The 19,410-nt window shown below is 71.8% G+C and carries 16 protein-coding genes; 8 read left to right on the forward strand and 8 right to left on the reverse strand.

Going from position 1 to position 19,410, the window contains the following annotated elements; translation table 11 throughout:
* Together ACFXOA_RS16200 and ACFXOA_RS16205 are read left to right on the forward strand one after the other, a co-directional pair.
* Complete coding sequence (locus ACFXOA_RS16200) at positions 1 to 1,248, forward strand: protein phosphatase 2C domain-containing protein (protein ID WP_385027823.1); 1,248 nt, start codon at positions 1 to 3, stop codon at positions 1,246 to 1,248.
* On the forward strand, positions 1,241 to 2,188 hold the full coding sequence (locus tag ACFXOA_RS16205; protein WP_385027826.1) for a hypothetical protein: 948 nt from the start codon (positions 1,241 to 1,243) through the stop codon (positions 2,186 to 2,188). The genes ACFXOA_RS16200 and ACFXOA_RS16205 overlap by 8 nt, the downstream gene beginning before the upstream one ends.
* A 78-nt stretch (positions 2,189 to 2,266) precedes the next feature.
* On the opposite strand, the gene ACFXOA_RS16210 is transcribed toward ACFXOA_RS16205, so the two are convergent.
* Positions 2,267 to 3,547, reverse strand: coding sequence for an LCP family protein (locus ACFXOA_RS16210; protein WP_385027829.1), 1,281 nt, complete (start codon positions 3,545 to 3,547; stop codon positions 2,267 to 2,269).
* Between the two features lie 119 nt (positions 3,548 to 3,666).
* Between ACFXOA_RS16210 and ACFXOA_RS16215 the strand changes: the two genes are divergently transcribed.
* Positions 3,667 to 4,215: an acyl-CoA thioesterase gene (locus ACFXOA_RS16215; protein WP_385027832.1), complete on the forward strand. Its 549-nt coding sequence runs from the start codon at positions 3,667 to 3,669 to the stop codon at positions 4,213 to 4,215.
* Positions 4,216 to 4,229: 14 nt separating this feature from the next.
* Here ACFXOA_RS16215 and ACFXOA_RS16220 read toward each other — a convergent pair whose 3' ends face one another.
* Positions 4,230 to 5,594, reverse strand: coding sequence for an LCP family protein (locus tag ACFXOA_RS16220; protein WP_385027835.1), 1,365 nt, complete (start codon positions 5,592 to 5,594; stop codon positions 4,230 to 4,232).
* Between the two features lie 333 nt (positions 5,595 to 5,927).
* Between ACFXOA_RS16220 and ACFXOA_RS16225 the strand changes: the two genes are divergently transcribed.
* Positions 5,928 to 6,950, forward strand: a complete 1,023-nt coding sequence (locus ACFXOA_RS16225) for a glycosyltransferase family 2 protein (RefSeq protein WP_385027838.1) — start codon at positions 5,928 to 5,930, stop codon at positions 6,948 to 6,950.
* A gap of 62 nt (positions 6,951 to 7,012) precedes the next feature.
* On the opposite strand, the gene ACFXOA_RS16230 is transcribed toward ACFXOA_RS16225, so the two are convergent.
* From ACFXOA_RS16230 to ACFXOA_RS16240, 3 genes are all read right to left on the reverse strand, one after another.
* Entirely contained in the window at positions 7,013 to 8,674 is a 1,662-nt protein-coding gene (locus ACFXOA_RS16230) for an LCP family protein (protein ID WP_385027841.1), read from the reverse strand.
* Positions 8,675 to 9,201: 527 nt separating this feature from the next.
* On the reverse strand, positions 9,202 to 10,578 hold the full coding sequence (locus ACFXOA_RS16235) for an LCP family protein (RefSeq protein ID WP_385027844.1): 1,377 nt from the start codon (positions 10,576 to 10,578) through the stop codon (positions 9,202 to 9,204).
* A 187-nt stretch (positions 10,579 to 10,765) separates the two neighbouring features.
* Positions 10,766 to 11,518 (reverse strand): TIGR03089 family protein, encoded by a 753-nt coding sequence (locus tag ACFXOA_RS16240; RefSeq protein ID WP_385027847.1) that lies wholly within the window; start codon positions 11,516 to 11,518, stop codon positions 10,766 to 10,768.
* 140 nt (positions 11,519 to 11,658) lie between these two features.
* On the opposite strand from ACFXOA_RS16240, the gene ACFXOA_RS16245 reads away from it, so the two are divergent.
* The 3 genes from ACFXOA_RS16245 (at position 11,659) to ACFXOA_RS16255 (ending at position 15,364) form a co-directional block, all read left to right on the forward strand.
* Positions 11,659 to 13,074, forward strand: coding sequence for an N-acetylmuramoyl-L-alanine amidase (locus ACFXOA_RS16245; RefSeq protein WP_385027850.1), 1,416 nt, complete (start codon positions 11,659 to 11,661; stop codon positions 13,072 to 13,074).
* A 77-nt stretch (positions 13,075 to 13,151) separates the two neighbouring features.
* A complete protein-coding gene (locus tag ACFXOA_RS16250; protein ID WP_385027853.1) occupies positions 13,152 to 14,243 on the forward strand; it encodes a sugar phosphate nucleotidyltransferase in 1,092 nt (363 codons plus the stop codon).
* A gap of 116 nt (positions 14,244 to 14,359) precedes the next feature.
* Positions 14,360 to 15,364, forward strand: a complete 1,005-nt coding sequence (locus tag ACFXOA_RS16255) for a DNA-3-methyladenine glycosylase family protein (protein WP_385027856.1) — start codon at positions 14,360 to 14,362, stop codon at positions 15,362 to 15,364.
* Between the two features lie 200 nt (positions 15,365 to 15,564).
* On the opposite strand, the gene ACFXOA_RS16260 is transcribed toward ACFXOA_RS16255, so the two are convergent.
* The 3 genes from ACFXOA_RS16260 to ACFXOA_RS16270 form a co-directional block, all read right to left on the reverse strand.
* The gene (locus tag ACFXOA_RS16260) at positions 15,565 to 16,884 is read right to left on the reverse strand and encodes a coenzyme F420-0:L-glutamate ligase (protein ID WP_385027859.1); all 1,320 of its coding nucleotides are present in this window, start codon (positions 16,882 to 16,884) and stop codon (positions 15,565 to 15,567) included.
* The gene (gene cofD, locus ACFXOA_RS16265; protein WP_385027862.1) at positions 16,881 to 17,837 is read right to left on the reverse strand and encodes a 2-phospho-L-lactate transferase; all 957 of its coding nucleotides are present in this window, start codon (positions 17,835 to 17,837) and stop codon (positions 16,881 to 16,883) included. The genes ACFXOA_RS16260 and cofD overlap by 4 nt, the downstream gene beginning before the upstream one ends.
* 96 nt (positions 17,838 to 17,933) lie before the next feature.
* Positions 17,934 to 18,437, reverse strand: a complete 504-nt coding sequence (locus ACFXOA_RS16270; RefSeq protein ID WP_385027865.1) for a cysteine dioxygenase — start codon at positions 18,435 to 18,437, stop codon at positions 17,934 to 17,936.
* A gap of 650 nt (positions 18,438 to 19,087) precedes the next feature.
* Here ACFXOA_RS16270 and ACFXOA_RS16275 point away from each other — a divergent pair.
* The gene (locus tag ACFXOA_RS16275) at positions 19,088 to 19,351 is read left to right on the forward strand and encodes a WhiB family transcriptional regulator (protein WP_031093859.1); all 264 of its coding nucleotides are present in this window, start codon (positions 19,088 to 19,090) and stop codon (positions 19,349 to 19,351) included.
* Positions 19,352 to 19,410: the final 59 nt, after the last annotated feature.

A 19,410-nucleotide genomic window follows, 5' to 3' on the forward strand; every position in this document is an offset into this window, starting at 1 on the left:
ATGAGAGATCAGGGCGGCGTGAACGACCCGCTGGACGAGACATGGCGCACGGCCGAGCGGGTCGTGGCCGCCACCCCCGTGAGCCCGCTGACACATCCGGAGTGGCCGGAGGCCGACCGGGAGCTTCCCCTCCCGGACCCGGAGGTCCGGAGCCGTCCGGCCCCGGACCGGCGGCCGGACCTGGAGAGAGGGGCGTACGGCCCGCCTTCGCAGGCCTGTGCCTGGGAGGACGGGCAGACGTATCCGGAGCCTGACCGGCAGGAACCGCATCCGGTGGGCGGGTTCCGGGCGGATCAGCCCGCGGCCCCGGCGGAGCAGCCCTCGTCGGAGGCGCCGCCGCCCACGCTGGGCGAGCCCGCGCACAGCGGCACGAAGCCGCCGATGTATCCGCCCGTACCCCTGGAGCTGCCGTACGTGGGCGCGGATCCGGCGGCCGCCGTGCTCCCCGACATCGTCGTGGACGGTGCGCAGCACGGCTCGTCGTGTGTGCGCGCGGCTTCCGTGCGCGGCGACTCCCACCGCTACCTCGGCGAGCCGCGCCAGGACGCCCTGTGCGTCACCCGGATCGGAAGGCCCGGCGCGGGCGAGCTGCTCGTCCTCGCTGTGGCGGACGGCGTCGGCTCCGCCGCGCACTCGCACGTCGGGTCGAACGAGGCCTGCCGGCTGACGGCCGCCTACCTGGACCGTGCCGCGGAAGACCTGTGCGCCGTCCTGGCAGCGGGCGACGGCGCGGCGCTGGCCCAGCTGGTGGACGGTGTGGTGGGCGAGATCGCCGTCCTGCTCACGGACCTCGCACTGCGGAACGGGCATCCCCCGGCGGCCTACGCGACGACGTTGCGGGTGCTGCTGGTGCCGCTCGACCCCGCCGTCAGGCTCCGGGGGTTCTTCGCCGTCGGTGACGGCGGGACGGCTCTGCTGCGCGCGGGACGCTGGACCCTGGACATCACCGAGGCCGGTGGCGAGGGCTCCGGCGTGATCGACACCCGCACGGACGCGCTGCCCCTGGCCCGGTCGGCGACGACATCCGTGATCGGTCCGGTCGCGCCGGGCGACGTCCTCCTCCTGTGCACCGACGGGCTGTCGACACCGCTCGCGGGGGAACCGGAGATGCGCGCCTTCCTGGCGTCGGCCTGGGGTGGCGGCACGGTGCCGGGGCCCGCCGACTTCCTCTGGCAGACGCAGTTCCGGGTGAAGTCGTACGACGACGACCGGACTGCCGTGGTGCTCTGGGAGGGCAGGAATGAGTGAGCGCGACGGCGCCGACACCCCCAGGGCGGCGTTGCACCTCCTGGGCAAGATCGGGGACGGCGGGCAGGGGGAGGTCCACACGGTCGGAGGGCCGGGAGGACTCCTGTACAAGAGCTACCGGGAGCCGAGGAAGGTGGACGGTGACGCACTCGCCGCCCTCGTCGCCTTCCGCCAGTCCCTGGGCCCCGAGGACCGTGGGCGGCTCGACCGTGAGACGGCCTGGCCGCTGTGCCGGGTCGTCGACGGTCAGCTGGTCACCGGATTTCTCATGTACCGGGCTCCGGCTCCCATGTCGTGGACCACGGCGCGCGGCGACAGCAAGCTGACGGAGCTTGCGTACCTGCTGCGCGAAGCGAGACCCGCCTGGCAGGCCGTCGTCCAGCCGTCCCCTGCCGAGCGGTTCGCTCTGGCGGTGGCGCTGACGGACATGTACCGGTGGCTCCACTCGATGGGGCTGGTCATCGGGGATCTCTCGCAGGCGAACGTCCTGTGGGCCGTCCGTCCCGGTCCGGCGGCGTATCTCCTCGACTGCGACGGCGCACGGCTGGTCGGGCACCGCCCGGTCCTGGACCAGGCCGACACCCCCGACTGGCTCGATCCCCGCGCACCGAGGGGGTCGGCCTCCGTCGACAGCGACCGGTACAAGGCCGCCCTGATGATCGGCAGGGTGCTGGCACAGGACGCCTACGTCGCACCCGGCCGGGAGCTGGTCACGGTGCCGGGGACGCTGGACGAGCGTCGCGAGGCCGCGGTGCAACGTCTGTGGGCACAGGCGGCGGGGGACTACGGCAGCCGCCCGGACCTCGGGCAGTGGCAGGCGGCCCTGGCCGGACGCGACACCATCAAGCTGATGGCCTCCAGGCCGGCGCCACGCCCGTCCGTCGACCCGGCGAAGTTCGACGGGGTCAGGCGGCGCGGCACCATCACCTTCCGCGGGTGAGGGCCCGGCGGCGGGCGGACGAGGTCATGGGGCGGGCCGGGGAGCGTACTCCCCGGCCCGCCCTCGCCCGTGATCCGGTCAGCTGCCCTTGACCGTGACCTTCTCGTCGTTCTTCAGCTGCCCGACGAGCTGCTTGACCTTGTCCTTGTCCCAGATCAGGTTGCCGTTCACGCTCTGCCCCGTCAGCGGGATGTTCATCGACGTGCCCTCGCCGCCGGTGACGCCCTTCATCGCGAAGAACATGTTGCCGAGCGACCAGAGCGACATGTCCTTGTCCACGACCAGGGTGTCCAGACCCGCGCCCATCGTCGGGTAGAGCTTGAACGGGTTGAGGATCGTCGAGGGGGTCGCCGTCTGGGAGGCCAGGGCCGCGAGGAACTTCTGCTGGTTCTTCGTACGGTCGAGGTCGCTGCCGGCGAAGGCGTACCGGGTGCGGACGAAGGCGAGGGACTGCTCGCCGTTCAGGGTCTGCTTGCCGGCCTGGAAGTCGGCGCCGGACTTCTTGTCCTTGAAGGCCTTGGGGATGTCCAGCTCGACGCCGCCGATGGCGTCCACGATGTTGGCGAACCCGCCGAAGCCGATCTCCACGTAGTGGTCGATGCGCAGCCCGGTGTTGTACTCGATGGTGCGGACCAGGAGTTCCGGGCCGTCCTCGGCGTACGCGGCGTTCAGCTTCACCTGGCGGCCGGTGCCCGGGAACTTCTTGCCGGACTCGGAGCCGACGAAGGTGGGGATCTCGACGTTCGAGTCACGGGGCAGGGAGATCAGGGTCGGCCCGTTGGATCCGTCGTGCAGGATCATCATCGAGTCGGTCCGCTTGCCCTCGGCCGAGCCGGTGTGCAGCTTCTTCTTGTCCTCGTCGGTCATGCCCTCACGGCTGTCGGAGCCGACGATCAGGTAGTTCGTGCCGTCGCCCTCCTCCGGCCGGTCGATGACCTTGGAGAGATCCACGTCACGCTTGAGCTTCCCGTCGGCCCAGAAGTACGTGCCGACGGAGACGGCGAGCACCACGACGACCAGGGTCAGCACGCCGACCTTGATCCGCCGGCCCCAGTTCGGGGCGGGTCGCGGCTGTACGTAGCCGCTGTCGCCGCCGTAGCCACCGCCCCCGCCGTGTCCGCCGCCCCGCCCGCCGCCGTAGACCTGGCCCGTGTTGTAGCCGCTGTCGTAGCCGGGGGCCTCGTCGTAGCCGTCGTAGCCCTGGCCCTGCTGCGGCGGGATGCGGGGCGGGGACTGCGGCGGTGCGGGGCGCCGCCGGACGTGCGGCATGGCGCGGGCGCCTTCGGGCTGCGGGCTCGCACTGCCCCGCCCGTAGTGCTCGCCGGGTCCGCCGTTCCGTCCTTCGGGCCAATCGCTCATGCCGACCAGTGTGCCGTCTCGGCCGGGGGCTCTTACAGGGTGTATCGGGGATCGGGGCGTGGCTGTTGCCAAGCTGATGCAATGCAACCGGGCGCAAGCCCCCGCATAAGGTGGAGGGCATGACAGATCAGCCGCAGGAAACGGAGGGTGATGTTCCGGTCAAGCCGACCTCGGCGTCCCGGACCACTCTCAGTCACATCATGACCGGCAACGACACCAATCTGCTGGGCACGGTGCACGGCGGCGTGATCATGAAGCTGGTCGACGACGCGGCGGGCGCGGTCGCCGGCCGCCACTCGGGCGGCCCGGCCGTGACGGCCTCCATGGACGAGATGGTCTTCCTGGAGCCCGTGCGCGTGGGGGACCTCGTCCACGTGAAGGCCCAGGTCAACTGGACCGGCCGCTCCTCGATGGAGGTCGGCGTCCGGGTCATGGCCGAACGGTGGAACGAGTCGACCCCCGCCCAGCAGGTCGGCAGCGCCTACCTCGTGTTCGCCGCGGTGGACGAGGACGGCAAGCCCCGCCGCGTCCCGCAGGTGGCTCCGGAGACGGAGCGCGACAGGCGCCGCTACCAGGAGGCCCAGATCCGCCGCACGCACCGCCTCGCCCGCCGTCGCGCGATCAAGGAGCTACGGGAGCAGCGCGCCGCCGAGGGCATCGACGACTGAACGCGCGGGCGCGGTCACGGGCAGACCACCTGGTCGCCCGTGACCGTGCCGAACTCCCCTCGCCGGGCGTCCTCCGCCTTGACCCGCCGCACCTTGGTGAAGTCGGAGCCCGCGGTGACCTCCATCGTCGCGCCCTGCCCCTTCACCGGCCGCAGCTCGCAGCCGGGCAGCGCCGTGGCCAGGGTCTTCGCCGAACGGTCCCACCGCGGGTCGTACGTGATCCGTGTGCGGGTCAGGTCGCTCGGCCCGCCGTTCAGCGGGGCGCGGGTGGTGTTGAAACCGGTGGCCCGCAGCGCCGCGTCGACCTCCTGGCCGAGACCGTCCTTGGTGGTCCCGTTGAAGACCTGCACCCGGATCTGCTCCGGGGCGACGTCGACGGGCGTCGCCTCGGGAGCCTTCGGGACGTGCTGGGCGAGCGGCCGGTCCTCGCGCAGGGCGCGGAACATCTTCTTCGACCGCGCGGCGTCCCACTTCACGGTGGCGCCGATGCCCTTGACCTGGAGGCCCTTCTCCTCCAACGGTACGGAGGCGAACTCGGACGACGCGGGGGTGAAGCCGCGCATCGCCTTCCCGAGCTCCAGCATCTGCTCCGTGCCGAAGCCCTTGTCGGCGCGCACGGACTCCAGCATCGACGAGGCCACCTGCTGGAACTTCACCGGGTTCATCAGCACACCACTGCTGGTCGTCCGCTTGATCAGGGCAGCCATGAACTTCTGCTGCCGCTGCATCCGGCCCAGGTCGGCCGCCCCGTCGAGGTGGCGGGAGCGCACGTACTGCAGGGCCTGGCCGCCGTCCAGCGTGTGGGTGCCGGGGGTCAGGTCCAGGCCGGTGTAGGAGTCCTTGAGCGGCTTGGCGGTGCAGATCTCCACCCCGCCCAGGGTGTCGACGGTCTTCATGAAGCTGGTGAAGTCGACCTCCAGGTAGTGGTCGATCTTGACGCCCGTCATCTGCTCGACGGTCCGGACCGTCAGGTGGGGCCCGCCCTCGGCGTACGCGGCGTTCAGCTTCACCGGATGCGGCGAGTGCTCCTTGCCGGTGGTGGCGTCGGTGTGCGCGGGCAGCTCGGCGTAGCTGTCGCGCGGCAGGCTGACCACGCTCGCCCGCTGCTTGTCGGCGGAGAGGTGGACGAGCATCAGGGTGTCCGTGCAGTGGCAGGGGGCGCCGCCCAGTCTGTACTTCTTCTTCTCCGCCGCGGAGATCCGGTCACGGCCGTCGGTGCCGACGAGGAGGAAGTTCATGCCGTGACCGCCCTGAGGGCGGTTCTTCATGTCCTTGAACGGGTCGACCCGGTCGATCCCCGTCTCCAGACCGCTGACCACGGCATGACCGATGCCACCGGCACCGAGCACCAGCACGGACAGCCCGGTGGCGATCCGCATGCCCCAGCGTGGCCGCTCCTTCCGGGCGCCCGCCCGCTTCCGCGGTGCGGGCCGTCCGGCCGCCGTGCCGGGCTGCCGCGACGTCCTGCGGCGCGGGGGAGCGGTGCGGGGGTGCGGGGGACGGGGCGATCGGTGCGGCGTGGGCACGAGGGACACCTCCGCGGTGCGAGTGGGACTTTCGCACGGTAGGCCCATACGATCTGCAGACCGGGAGAAGGCACAGCGGCGCGCGCCGCTGTCCCTCGTTCGCGGTAACGTGGCGGCGGAATCACGCCACCTCCTCCGGTGCGAAACCCCCCGGAGCCCTGGCACCCCCGAGGACCCGAGGACCACATGTCTGCCGCGCAGTACCCCGCCGTCTCCGTGATCATGCCGGTGCTCAACGAGGAACGCCATCTCAGGAACGCGGTCCGGCACATCCTGGAGCAGGAGTACGCCGGTGAGATGGAGGTGGTGATCGCCCTCGGCCCCTCGAACGACCGTACGGACGAGATCGCGGCCGAGCTGGTCCGGGAGGACTCCCGGGTCCAGACGGTCCCGAATCCGACGGGCCGCACCCCTGCCGCCCTCAACGCCGCGATCAAGGCCTCACATCACCCGATCGTGGTACGCGTGGACGGACACGGGATGCTGTCCCCCGACTACATCGCGACAGCGGTCCGCCTCCTGGAGGAGACGGGGGCGCAGAACGTCGGCGGCATCATGCACGCCGAGGGCGAGAACGCCTGGGAGGACGCCGTCGCCGCCGCGATGACCTCCAAGATCGGCGTCGGGAACGCGGCCTTCCACACCGGCGGCAAGGCCGGCCCGGCCGAGACGGTGTATCTGGGGGTCTTCCGCAGGGAGGCGCTGGAGCGTGCCGACGGCTACAACGTCGAGTTCATCCGCGCCCAGGACTGGGAGCTGAACTTCCGCATCCGCGAGGCGGGTGGCCTGATCTGGTTCTCGCCCGAGCTGAAGGTGCAGTACCGCCCGCGCCCCAGCGTCCGCGCGCTCGCCAAGCAGTACAAGGAGTACGGCCGCTGGCGCCACGTCGTCGCCCGCTACCACTCCGGCTCGATCAACCTGCGCTACCTCGCCCCTCCCACCGCCGTCTGCGCGATGGCGGCCGGGCTCGTGGTGGGCGCCGCCGTCACCCCCTGGGCCTTCGTCGTGCCCGCCGGTTACGCCGCGGCGATCGTCGCGGGGTCGCTGCCCGCCGGGAAGGGGCTGCCGCTGAAGGCGCGGGCACAGATCCCCCTGGCGCTGGCCACCATGCACATGTCGTGGGGCTACGGATTCCTGACCAGCCCCCGCTCGCTGGCGAGGAAGGTCATCGCAGGGCGCCGCCCCGCGGTCCAGGAGCAGACCGCCTGATCGCCGACAGGCCACGGAGAAGGGCCCCACCACCGGTGGGGCCCTTCCTCATCTCCGCACGGTCACCAGGTGTAGTTCGGATTGACGTGCATGCACGCGCCCTCGTCCGCACCGTTGAGCGGGTTCGCCGATTCCGGGGTCTTCTCGTCGACCGCCTTGGCGGGGTACGCCCCGTCCTCGCGCCAGTCGGCTCCCACGGCCAGGACGATGCCCGAGACGCCGGTGGACTTCTGCACCTGGCTCACCGGGATCCCGAGGGCCTTGGCGACCGCCTGCGCGTCGCCCTGCAGGTCCGCGCTCGGGTAGAGGAGGCCGGTCCTGGCCGCCGGGTCGGTGTTCTGCGAGTCGACCGAGGCCTTGGTGAAGCCCGCGTCGGTCAGGAGTCCCTTGACCGCGCTCGCCCGACCCTGGGCCGGGCCCATGGTGTCCGTGCCGGTGGCGTTGCGGACGCTCACGGCGATCTGGTCGTCCGGGGCGGCCGCGTCCTTGACCACGGGCGCCTTGCGCTTGGACGCCTTGCCGTCGAGCGGGATGTCCTCACGGATCATCCGGAACACCTGCTCGGCCTCCCCGGCCTTCGGGTACACGCGCCCGGAGAACCGTCCCGTGCCGTAGACGTTCGGCATGGTCGTCATGGTGATGCGGTCGGTGGGGGCCTTCTTGAGTTCCTCGGCGAGGTCGTACAGCTTCTTGACGGTGTCGAGGCCCTTGTCGACCGTCAGCGCGCTGGTGGCCGCCTCGGCGAGGTTCATCAGCTTGCCGGGGTCGGTGAGCTTGGTGCCCTTGCGCAGCTGGCGGACCATCGAGTTCAGGTACTGGTGCTGCGCCTTGGTCCGGCCGAGGTCGGTGTTGTCCTCGAAGCCGTAGCGGGTCCGCAGCCACTGGAGGGCCTGCTTGCCCTTGACGGAGGTCGTGCCCTCCTTCAGCTTGAGTCCCGACCCCTTGCCGTCGCTGCCGCGCGAGTGGACGTTGGCGTCGACGCAGACCGGGACGCCGCCGATGGCGTCGGCCATGGAGACCACACCCGCGAAGTCGATCATCATGAAGTGGTCGATCGTGATGCCGGTCAGTTCGTACCAGGCGGCGACCGTGCAGCCGGGGCCCCCGCGGCCGAGGCTCTCGTTGGTCTGCACGTCGACCGTGCTGGCCGGGTACACCTTGCCGGACTCGGGGTCGGTGCACTTCGGCATCTTCAGCATGGTGTCGCGCGGCATGCTGACGACGGAGATGTTGCTGCGGTCGGCGGAGAGGTGGAGCAGCATCTGCACGTCGGCGAGGGGCGTCCCGCCGAAGGTCTCCTTGGCGCCGCCCAGTTTCTGGTTGGCCTCGGAGTCCCGGGCGTCGGAGCCTATGAGCAGGATGTTCAGGGGGGTCTGTCCGGCGGCGTTGGCCTTGTGGTCGGCCATCTGCTTGTCGCCGAGGGTCAGATCCTCCTTCCTGATGTTCCCGTTGAGGTGCTTGTAGTAGAGGTAACCGGCCCCGCCGGTGCCGAGTATCAGGAGCGCGAGTACGGTCGCCACCCAGCGCAGGACCCGTCGCCTGCCGTTCCTGGGTGCCCGCCGGGCCCGACGGTCCGGCCGCCCCCGGCCCGGCCCCTCGCCCGCAGGGGCGGACCCGGAACGCCGGCCCCGGCCGCCCGCGGACTCCGCCCCACGGGAGCCTGGAGGCCCGTCGTGGCGGCCGCGCGGCCGTGTCCCCTCTCCGCGTACGCTGCTCCGTCCCACCGGACCCCCCTGCATCTCAGAATTCCGTTGTGGCGCGACTGTCCGTCACTTCGCGCATTCCGCCGTGCCGACGCCGGCCGTCGCATACCGCCCGGCGCCATTGCCGGTCCGATGACGGGTATCCCCGCGCCTCCATGTCATGCCACTGCCCACGTGCGGCACCGTGCACGAATCCCCTCGGGACGAACGGAAGGGAGCGGCGACTCCGCCTCGGAGCGAACCGGTCGCAATTCGTGACGGAAGGTCCGCGAGGAACCGGTCCACCGGTCGGCGAATTCCTTCCGCCCGCCCACGGCTGTGCCCGTCCACGGCTGCTGAGTCCTCCGTCGGTACCGCGCGGACGCTTTCCCGTCGGGGCGTCCGGTCGCTCGTTCCGGCCGCGGGGCCCCGAGGCCGCGCGTACCGGATCGCGTCACACTATCCGGCGGAATCGGCCGCCGGGGCCGGGCGTGACAGATTCCACGCCCTTTATAACCGGGCATTCCGCCTGTTCTGTCGCGATTACCGCCCATTGTTTGAGAATTGCTTTACGTGCCGCACGGGTCGTCGGCCGCATTCGACCCCGAATAGGTGGGTGCCGGGGTCGGGCTTCCGGTCCGAGAGCCCGGCTTTTCGGCCGGCCGCTCGTTCCCGGAGCTGTGATCCGCCTGTGAATCCCCTGAATTCTCCTCGGCCGGCACCACCGCCACCGGTTCGTCCTCCCGCAGCTGCGTGAACAGCCGGTCGGCGTCGGGCTGAACGAGTTCGTCCCGGTTGGGGTCGGCCCGGTAGGAGGTGCGGGGCACGGTCAGGAACTGCACCTTCTCCGTCGGCACGTTCCGCATCCCGCGCACCAGGTCGTAGAGGTCCCTCAGCGAGTCGAGGCCGGGATCCGTGGTCAGCGACTTGGTCGCGGCGTCCAGGACCGGGTAGAGCCGCGTCGGGTTCAGCAGCACCCCGTTGCTCTGCATCTTGTTGACCAGGGCCCCGAGGAACTTCTGCTGACGGTCCATGCGTTCGGTGTCGCTGCCGTCGCCGATCGACTTGCGGGCGCGTACGTAACCCAGGGCCTGCTCGCCGTTGAGCTCCTGGCGCCCCGCGGGGAGCTTGAGGTGGGCGTCCTTGTCGTCGACCGGTTCCTTGAGGCAGACCTCGACGCCGTCCACGGCGTCGACCATGTCCTTGAAGCCGCTGAAGTCGATGACCATGTGGTGGTCGACGCGGATGCCCGTCATCTTCTCGACCGTGCGGATCGTGCAGGCCGTGCCGCCGAGCTCGAAGGCCCAGTTGAACTGGGCGAACCTCGCCTGCGTCGCCTTGCCGTCCGCCGTGTGGCAGCTGGGGATCTGCGTCATCAGGTCCCGTGGGATCGACACCGCCGTCGCACTGTGGCGGTCGGCCGCGAGGTGCAGCAGGATCGTGGTGTCCGACCGCTGGCTCCCGCCGTCGTCGCGCCCGTAGGCGCTGTTGTCGCCGGAGCGGGTGTCGGAGCCGATCAGCAGGATGTTCTGGGCGTCCCGCGCGATGGGCCGCGGGCGCTCCTTCTCGTAGGCCTTCAGCTCGGCGGCGGCGCCGGTGTCGGTCGTGATGTTGCCGTCCAGCTTCCGGTACAGCCACCAGCCGACACCGGCGGCGACGAGTACGAGGAACGAGACGCCGAGGGCGGTCCAGCGCAGCCAGTGACGCCGGCCCCCGGCGGCGCGGCCGGGGCGCGCGGACCACGTCCCGTCGCCGCCGCCCCCCGCACCGTCGCCCGCGTCCGGACCCGGATCCTCCCCGGCGGGTGACTCACCGCCGGACCGGTCGTCCCGGGGTGTCTCCCGCGAGGGGTCCCCGGTCCCGTCCGCCGGCCCGCCCCCGGCCTGGTGGTCCGGGCGCTCCGGGTCGGCCGGGGTACCGGGGCTGTCGCTCACGTCTGCGTCCATCCTTCACGTTTCGGCGGCACGAGGGGCCGCCGGTCGCAGAAGTAGACGGCTGAGCCTCACGCTTGGTTGTGCATCCAGAGGGCATTCCCGGCGGTGCTTTCGTACCGCCGATCATGTACCGCCGTCGGTGCGCAGTCCCGGGGGCTCGGCACGCCATGGGCCGGACGAGTGGTGCTCGGAGCGCTTGTCATACCGCGGTGGCGGTGATCCGCTCGCTCTCGACGCGCCCCGCCAGCCCCGCCGCGTCCAGCCGGTCCAGGTGCCGGCAGAGCACCACGGAACCCCCGGTGGCGAGCGGCGCGAAGAGCCCTGTGGACAGCCCCTCCCAGGAGTCGTACCCATGCCCCGTCAGGATCCGGGAGCCGGGTCCGAGTCCGAGCCGCGCCGCGTCCTCGCGCGCCCGGCCGACCAGCTGGTCCGCCGTCAGGGCGGTGCCCGCCACGGTCAGGGCCGGTGCCGCAGGGTCCACGGGGGCGAACGGGGCGAAGCGGTCACCCTGGCCCGGTACCTCCACCGCGTAGTCCGCGAACCCCTCCGGGGGCTGGGGGAACCTGCCGCCCAGCGGGCGCAGGGCCAGCGCGATCCGCTCACCCCGGCACGCGCGGGCGCGGTCGAGCGAGTCCGGCCCGGAGACGGTCAGGTCGGCGGAGGCGGGGTCGCCCTGCACCTCGGCGACCACCCCCACGGAGGAGCAGGCGAGCAGCCAGACGGCGGTCTGCCAGTGGGCCGGGAGCAGCAGGGCGAGCCGGTCGCCCGGCTCGGCGGAGAGCTCACCCTGGAGCAGATTGGCCGTCTTGGCCACCCAATTGGCGAAGGTGGCCACCGACAGTTCGACGCGTTCTCCGGTTGCGTCGTCGTAGAAGGTGACGAGTGGGCGGGCCGGGTCCGCGGCGAGCGCGGATCGCAGCAGGTCGGCGGGGGTGCGATCACTGGCGTTCATCCGCGCAAGGGTACGTGGCGGACGCGGGCCCGTCCGGACGTGACGGGTGCCCCGTACACCGGTTCGGCAGACGGGGCGTCAGCTGGAGGCGCGCGCACTCCAGTAGCCGGGAATGCCGGGTTCTGTCAAGGATTTCCTGTATGCGTGCACTTCTTGCAACCTCCATCGGCGTCACCTGTGCGACGGCACTCACCCTTCCGCTCGCCGCACCGGCCCCCGCCGCCCCCGTCCCCGCCCGGGTCGCACAGACACCCGCGGCCACCCCCGTCGAGCCGGCGGGCTCGACCCAGTCGCTGCCCCTGCGGCCGCTCGGTGACACCTCGTCGAGGGCCACCGGTACGCCCTCCGAATCCACGAGGCCCGGGTCCGAGCAAGGACTCAACCGCCGCGGCTCGCACCGCTTCTCACTCGTCGGCGTCGTCTGGGACGACGCCGACGCCGAACTGCACGGCACCGTCCAGGTCCGCACCCGCAGGGCCGGCACCACCACCTGGACCGGCTGGCAGTCGCTGGAGACCCACAACACCGACCACGCCGCCGACGCGGGGAGCCCCGAGCGCGAGTCGGGCACCGTGCGCGGCTCGACCGCCCCGCTCTGGGTCGGGGACTCCGACGGCGTCGAGGTCCGCGTACGTTCCGAGAGCGCCGGACCGCGCAGCGGAGACGACGAGGAGACGCCCCTCCTCCCCGCGGGACTGCGGGTGGAACTCGTCGATCCGGGCGACGAACCGGACCAGCCGCGCGCCGAGGACACCCCGGCCCCCGGGACCGCCACCCCCGCCACCGCACCCAAGCCCGGCACGCTGCCCGAGACGGCGACGACCAGCGTCGCCGCGGCGGAGAGCTCAGCCGTCAACGCCGATCTCGCACCGCTCGGCGCCACGATGATCCCCGCGCTGAGCAAGGAGGAGTCCGAGGAGCAGGCGGTCGTCGGAGCGGCCGCCAAGGCGTACGTGGGGCCCCGCCCGGGCATCGTCACGCGCAAGGGCTGGGGCGCCGACGAGAGCCTGCGGGAGCGCACCTTCGCCTACACCTCGACGGTCAAGGCCGCCTTCGTCCACCACAGCGCGACCGGCAACAACTACACCTGCGCCCAGGCACCCTCGGTCCTTCGCAGTATCTACCGCTACCACGTCAAGAGCAGCGGCTGGCGCGACATCGGCTACAACTTCGCCATCGACAAGTGCGGGAACATCTACGAAGGCCGGGCGGGCGGCGTGACCAAGGCCGTGCTCGGCGCGCACACCCTCGGCTTCAACACCAACAGCATGGGCATCGCCGTACTCGGCACCTACAGCTCGAAGACCCCGCCCGCCGCCGCGGTCACCGCGATCGCCAAGCTCACCGCGTGGAAGCTCGGACTCTTCGGCCGCAACCCCAAGGGCAAGGTGACACTCGTCTCGGGCGGCAGCGGGAAGTACGCGAAGGGCGCCAAGGCCAATCTGAACGTCATCTCCGGGCACCGGGACGGCTTCGCAACCGAATGCCCGGGAATCCGTCTCTACAACAAGCTCGGCACCGTACGGACCAGTTCCGCGAAGCTGCAGGGCCGCTGACCGGGAGGCCCCTGCCGGTCTGCATACACTGGCCAGCCGAACGAGGCCCGGCCCCAGCAGGAAGCAGAGACGGCGCTGTGACAGAGGCAAGAGAAGCGATCCTCCTGGTCGGCGGCAAAGGCACCAGGCTGCGCCCGCTCACGGTGCACACCCCGAAACCGATGGTCCCGGCGGCGGGGGTGCCGTTCCTCACCCACCAGCTGGCTCGCGCCAGGGCGGCCGGGGTGGAGCACATCGTGCTCGCCACGTCCTACCTGGCGGAGGTGTTCGAACCGTACTTCGGTGACGGCTCCTCGCTCGGCCTCTCCATCGAGTACGTCACCGAGGACGACCCCCTCGGTACGGGCGGGGCCATCCGCAACGTGGCGTCGCGGCTGACCTCGGGCCCGGACGAACCGGTGATCGTCTTCAACGGAGACATCCTCACCGGCCTCGACATCCGGGCCCTCGTCACGGCGCACGCCACCTCCGGGGCGGACGTCTCCCTCCACCTCACCCGGGTGGAGGACCCACGCGCCTTCGGCCTCGTGCCGACGGACGCCACCGGCAGGGTGACGGCCTTCCTGGAGAAGCCGCAGACGCCCGAGGAGATAGTCACCGACCAGATCAACGCGGGCGCGTACGTCTTCCGCCGGTCGGTCATCGACACCATCCCCGAGGGCCGGCCGGTCTCCGTGGAGCGCGAGACCTTCCCCGGCCTCCTGGAGTCCGGCGCCCACCTCCAGGGGATGGTCGACTCCACCTACTGGCTGGACCTCGGCACCCCCCAGGCGTTCGTACGCGGCTCCGCCGACCTCGTCCTGGGCCGCGCCCCCTCCCCGGCCGTTCCCGGCCGCTGCGGCGACCGGCTCGTGCTGCCCACCGCGTCGGTCGCCCCCGGCGCCAAGCTCACCGGCGGCACGGTCGTCGGGGAGGGCGCCCTGATCGGGGAGGGCGCCAGGATCTCGGGCTCCACCGTCCTGGAGCGCGCCGTGGTCGAACCGGGCGCCGTGATCACCGACTCACTCGTCGGCGCCGGGGCGCGGATCGGCAGCCGTACGGTCCTCACCGGTGCGGTGATCGGCGACGGAGCCCAGGTCGGAGCCGACAACGAGCTCCGGGACGGCATCCGCGTCTGGTGCGGCGCGGTCCTCCCGGACGCCTCGGTCCGCTTCTCGTCCGACCAGTGAACGCCGCCCGCCGGCCGTACCCTCGTCACAGGGGTGCCCGGCGGAATCCGCCCGGGACCGCGGCGCGGACCTGATCCGCCCGGCGACCCCCGGCACCCCGACGACCGAGGACCCCTGTGGCAGGACGCTTCGTACCCCGCACCACCGCCGTGCCCCGGCAGGAGCCGGCGGCAGGGCCCGGCGACGCCGCGTCCGCCCCGCTGACCCGGACCTGGACCCCGACCGGACCGCTGGACCTGCGGCTCGTCCTGAGCCCGCTGCGCCGGGGCCCGGCGGACCCGGCCTACCGGGCGCTGCCCGACGGCACCTTCTGGCGGGCCACCCGCACCCCGGCGGGCCCCGGTACCCTGCGCGTCTCCTCGCGGCGCGACGGCACGGTCGCCGCGGCGGCGTGGGGTCCGGGCGCGCAGTGGCTCCTGGACGGACTCCCGGCCCTGCTCGGCGCCGACGACACCCCGGACGCCTTCGAGCCGCGCCACCGGCTCGTGGCCCTGACCCAGCACCGGCGGCCGGGCCTGCGCCTGCTGCGCACGGGGCTGGTCATGGAGTCGCTGATCCCGTCGATCCTGGAACAGAAGGTCACCACCGACGAGGCGTACCGCGCCTGGCGGCTCCTGGTCCGCACCTACGGGACCCCAGCCCCGGGACCGGCGGACGAGGCGTTCGGCGCCCACGGGCTGTACGTCATGCCGGACGCGCGGACCTGGTCGCTGATCCCGTCCTGGGAGTGGCACCGCGCTGGCGTGGACTCGAAGCGCTCGGCCACGATCCTGCGCGCGGTCCGGGCGGCCCGGCGCATGGAGGAGGCGGCGGCCATGGACCTCCCCGAGGCGATGGCCAGACTGCAGCTGATCCCGGGCATCGGCCCCTGGACCGCGGCGGAGACCCTGCAGCGGTCGAACGGCGCGGCCGACGCGGTGACCGTCGGCGACCTCCACCTCCCCGGCATCGTCGGCCACGCCCTCGCCGGCAACAGGCACGCCGACGACGAGGAGATGCTGGCCCTCCTCGCCCCCTACGAGGGCCAGCGCCACCGCGCGACCCGGCTGATCATGCTCTCCGGCCACACCCCGGCCCGCCGGGCCCCGCGGATGACACCGCGCGACATCGCCCGGCTCTAACGAGCTCGTCAGGGTGTCGTCGAAGTCCCTCCTGGCCGACCGGGTCCGGCACGCGCGCTCGCCGGGTCGACGCAGGTCGACGACGCGAGCGTCGCCGCCCTCCTCCGCCGTGCGATCACACGCACCGGACCCGGCCGACCCCGCCCTCAAGGGCGGGCGAAGCCACTTCGACGACACCGTCCAGCCCGGCAGGCTCCTCCTCAGCGCACGGTGACGAACGCGCCGGCGTCCCGGGGTGCCCGGGCCGGCGGGGTCCCCTTCGGATGGCCCACGGCCACGGCACCCAGCGGATCCCAGGTGTCCGGCAGGTCCAGGACCTCGCGCACCACGGACCGGCAGAACATCGTCGAGGACACCCACGCCGAGCCGAGGCGCTCACCGGCGAGCGCCACCAGGAAGTTCTGGACGCCCGCGCCGGCGGCGACCACGAACATCTCGCGCTCGGCGGTGTCCCGGCGCTCGTCCCCGTAGGTGTGCGATCCGTCCATGACGAGGCAGGGCACGGCCAGGTACGGCGCGTTGCGCAGGACGTCGCCCCGGCGCACCCGCCGGGCCACCGACTCCTCGCCGCGCCCGTCCCGCCGCAGGTCCGCGATCCACGCGTCCCGCATGGCGTCGAGCAGCCGTACGCGGGCCTTCTCCGACTCCAGCAGGACGAAGCGCCACGGCGTCGTGTGGTGGGGGGCCGGAGCAGTCACCGCGGCCGCGACCGCGCGCCGTACGGCGCCCGGGTCGACCGGCTCGTCGGTGAACTCGCGCACGGTGCGCCGGAGGTTCAGCGCCTCCCGCACCGCTTCGGACGTGCCCAGCCGGAACATGTCGTCCGCCGCGACCCGCACCATGGCGCGGGCACCCTCCTCGGGGGCGTCCGCCACCACATGGCCGAGGCCGCGTACCACCGCCACCGGGAGCCCGGCCGCCTTGCCCTTCACCAGGTCGCCGGCCGAGGCCAGCTCATCGGCGGTGGCGACGACCGTGGCGCTGAGCGGGTTGCCGAACCCGTCGGTACCGCCCCGCAGGTCGTCGAGGACCTTGACCCCGGCGGCCCCGATCGCGACATCCGTCAGCCCGTTGCGCCAGGGCCGGCCGAAGGTGTCCGTGACGACCACGCCGACGTCGACGCCGAGCGCGTCCCTGAGACCGTCCCGGATCAGCCGGGCCGAGGCGTCCGGGTCCTCGGGCAGCAGGAGAACCGTCCCGGCGGGGGTGTTCGACGCGTCCACGCCGGCCGCCGCCATGACGAGGCCCTGCCGGTTCTCCACGATCCTGAGGGTCCCGCGCCTGGCGACCACCCGGACCGTCTCGGCGTCGATGGCGGCCTCCCGGTCCTCGGCCTGGACGATCCTGCCCTCAGCCTTGGAGACGATCTTCGAGGTGACGAGCAGTACGTCCCCGTCGGCCAGCCCGGGCTCCGTCGCGGCGATCAGCTTCGCGAGGTCGTCGCCGGCCCGTACCTCGGGCATGCCGGGAAGCGCCCAGACACGGTAGGAGGGCGCGGTGTCCGCGGGGCCGGCGCTCATGCCCGTACCTCCTCGGCCAGCGCCAGGGCCTGCCGTGCCATCTCGGCGGCGGCGTCCACGTCGGTCATCATCAGGGGGACGGCCCGGCAGCGGATCCCGGCGGCCTCGATCTCGTCGACGGCCCCGGCGTCGACGCTGTCGACGAGCCAGCCGTCGAGCAGTCCCGAGCCGTAGTGCCGGGCCACGGCCGAGGCGGTGGACTCGACGCCCACCGCGGCCAGCACCTTGTCGGCCATGCCCCGGACGGGGGCGTCCCCGACGATCGGGGAGAGCCCCACCACGGGCACCCCCGCTTCGGCGATCGCCTCCCGGATCCCCGGTACGGCGAGGATGGTGCCCACCGAGACGACGGGGTTCGACGGCGGGAAGACGATCACGTCCGATTCGGCGATGGCCTCGAGCACCCCGGGCGCTGGCTCGGCCTGCTCGGCCCCGACCGGCACGACGGCCCGCGCGGGTACGGAGGCCCGCAGCTTCACCCAGTACTCCTGGAAGTGGACGGCCTTGCTCTCGCCGTCGGCGTCGATCGCCACGTGCGTCTCGACCCGGTCGTCCGTCATCGGGATCAGCCGGACCCCGGGCTTCCACCGTGCGCACAGGGCCTCGGTGACCGCGCTCAGCGGATAGCCCGCGCCGAGCATCTGCGTACGGACGATGTGGGTGGCGAAGTCACGGTCCCCCAGCCCGAACCACTCGGGGCCCACACCGTAGGCGGCGAGCTCGTCCTTGACCCGGAAGCTCTCGTCGGTACGCCCCCAGCCCTGCTCCTCGTCGATGCCACCGCCGAGGGTGTACATCACGGTGTCCAGGTCGGGGCAGACCTTCAGCCCGAACAGATGGATGTCGTCACCGGTGTTGCCGATCACCGTGATGTCCGCGTCGGGCGCGGCCTGTTTGAGGCCACGCAGGAAACGAGCACCACCGATACCGCCGGCCAGAACCACAATGCGCATGCCCAACAGTCTGTCAGGCGGAGCCTGACCGTTGTGGGGGTGGTGGCGGGCGACGGGTGGGGTGTCAGGCGGAGCCCGGTCCTGTGCGGCCGCGGGTCACACGGCCGGTACGGGGTTCCCGGTGGCCGCCTCGCACCGTGCCGCGTGCATCGGCATCTGGGTCAGCCCCGGGAAGTAGACGTGCAGGCTGACAGCGGGCTGCAGCGAGTCGTTGACGACCTCGTGGACGTACCCGGGGGCGAAGACGCGCTGGGCACCGGCGTGCAGCGACTGCGCTCCACGGACCGTGTGCTCGGTCAACTCGCCTTCCAGGACGGTGAGTACACCGGAGGAGAGGCCGTGGTCGTGGCGGCCGCTGCCCTGGCCGGGCACCCAGCTCAGGAGCCATACCTCGTAGCCCGGGCCCTGGTGCAGCCGGTGGTACCAGCGGGTGGTGGTGTCGTACCGGACGAGCGGGGCCCAGCGCGTGCGGTCCGCCGCGATGGAGCGGGCGAGGCCGACGAAGCCGGCCACCGTGGTGGGGTGGGGGGCGGCGGGCCGCAGGAGGTGCTGGACCTCGAGGATGTCGCCGGCGATGGAGAGATCGCTGTCGCTGTTCATGGGTGCGGTGGTTCCTCGGCATGTGGATGCGCGTGCGTGGGGTGTCGCGGAGACCGGAATGCGGTGGGACGCGGCTGGATCAGAGCTGGAGCGCTACGGCTTCAACAGCTGTGACAGCTGGAACAGCAACAGCGTGCCTGGACAGCGGTACGGAACCCACGGACGTGGGTCGTGTACATCGCTGCGGTCGCTGGCATGGGGTCAAGAAGAGCGGCTGGGCCCGCCCCTTGTCAACCCAATGCCCGATTTGGCGGCAATGTTTCACCCCATCCGGTTGCCGTGAAAGGAGAAAGGTTTTAGCCCCCCTCTCGGAGGCAAGGTGGCGCATCAGCCGTGTCCGTGAACGTGGTTGACGCACCGTGACCTTAATGTGATCTTGGTCGCTTCGGTGATCAAACCGCAACGTCGGGCCGGGCCCGCTCGTCTCACTCAGTGAGAAGCTTCGGTCGGCGGAGCCTGAGGCATATGTCAGGTTTTTGGTGATTTGGGTACTTTCTGCATACGCTTGGTTCCGCAGAGTGAATCCCGAGGCCAATAGCAGATCTTCGCTTGACTGGCCCGAAGCTACACACTTGTAATTTCACTCGTGTCGTTCGGCCGCCCGATAACGGCCGCATCACGGGGACGCAAGAGACAGACGAGGGGCGCACATGACCGAGCTGTTCCAGCAACTGCTGGTCGAGGACGCGGACGAAGAGCTCGGCTGGCAGGAGCGCGCGCTGTGCGCCCAGACCGATCCCGAGTCCTTCTTTCCCGAGAAGGGCGGCTCCACCCGAGAGGCCAAGAAGGTCTGTCTCGCCTGCGAAGTCCGGTCCGAATGCCTTGAGTACGCCCTCAACAACGACGAGCGTTTCGGGATCTGGGGCGGCCTGTCCGAGCGTGAGCGCAGGCGTCTGAAGAAGGCGGCCATCTGACACGGCGGTACCGGGACGGCGACGGCCTGGGGGCCGCACCCTGCACACCAGGGTGCCTG

Source organism: Streptomyces sp. NPDC059166 (assembly GCF_042755185.1).
In the GTDB taxonomy this organism is placed as follows: domain Bacteria; phylum Actinomycetota; class Actinomycetes; order Streptomycetales; family Streptomycetaceae; genus Streptomyces.

Coding starts and splice junctions, on each gene's coding strand:
- ACFXOA_RS16200 (WP_385027823.1), top strand. CDS start 1: ATGAGAGATCAGGGCGGCGTGAACGACCCGCTGGACGAGACATGGCGC.
- ACFXOA_RS16205 (WP_385027826.1), top strand. CDS start 1,241: ATGAGTGAGCGCGACGGCGCCGACACCCCCAGGGCGGCGTTGCACCTC.
- ACFXOA_RS16210 (WP_385027829.1), bottom strand. CDS start 3,547: ATGAGCGATTGGCCCGAAGGACGGAACGGCGGACCCGGCGAGCACTAC.
- ACFXOA_RS16215 (WP_385027832.1), top strand. CDS start 3,667: ATGACAGATCAGCCGCAGGAAACGGAGGGTGATGTTCCGGTCAAGCCG.
- ACFXOA_RS16220 (WP_385027835.1), bottom strand. CDS start 5,594: ATGCGGATCGCCACCGGGCTGTCCGTGCTGGTGCTCGGTGCCGGTGGC.
- ACFXOA_RS16225 (WP_385027838.1), top strand. CDS start 5,928: ATGTCTGCCGCGCAGTACCCCGCCGTCTCCGTGATCATGCCGGTGCTC.
- ACFXOA_RS16235 (WP_385027844.1), bottom strand. CDS start 10,578: ATGGACGCAGACGTGAGCGACAGCCCCGGTACCCCGGCCGACCCGGAG.
- ACFXOA_RS16240 (WP_385027847.1), bottom strand. CDS start 11,518: ATGAACGCCAGTGATCGCACCCCCGCCGACCTGCTGCGATCCGCGCTC.
- ACFXOA_RS16245 (WP_385027850.1), top strand. CDS start 11,659: ATGCGTGCACTTCTTGCAACCTCCATCGGCGTCACCTGTGCGACGGCA.
- ACFXOA_RS16260 (WP_385027859.1), bottom strand. CDS start 16,884: ATGAGCGCCGGCCCCGCGGACACCGCGCCCTCCTACCGTGTCTGGGCG.
- cofD (WP_385027862.1), bottom strand. CDS start 17,837: ATGCGCATTGTGGTTCTGGCCGGCGGTATCGGTGGTGCTCGTTTCCTG.
- ACFXOA_RS16270 (WP_385027865.1), bottom strand. CDS start 18,437: ATGAACAGCGACAGCGATCTCTCCATCGCCGGCGACATCCTCGAGGTC.
- ACFXOA_RS16275 (WP_031093859.1), top strand. CDS start 19,088: ATGACCGAGCTGTTCCAGCAACTGCTGGTCGAGGACGCGGACGAAGAG.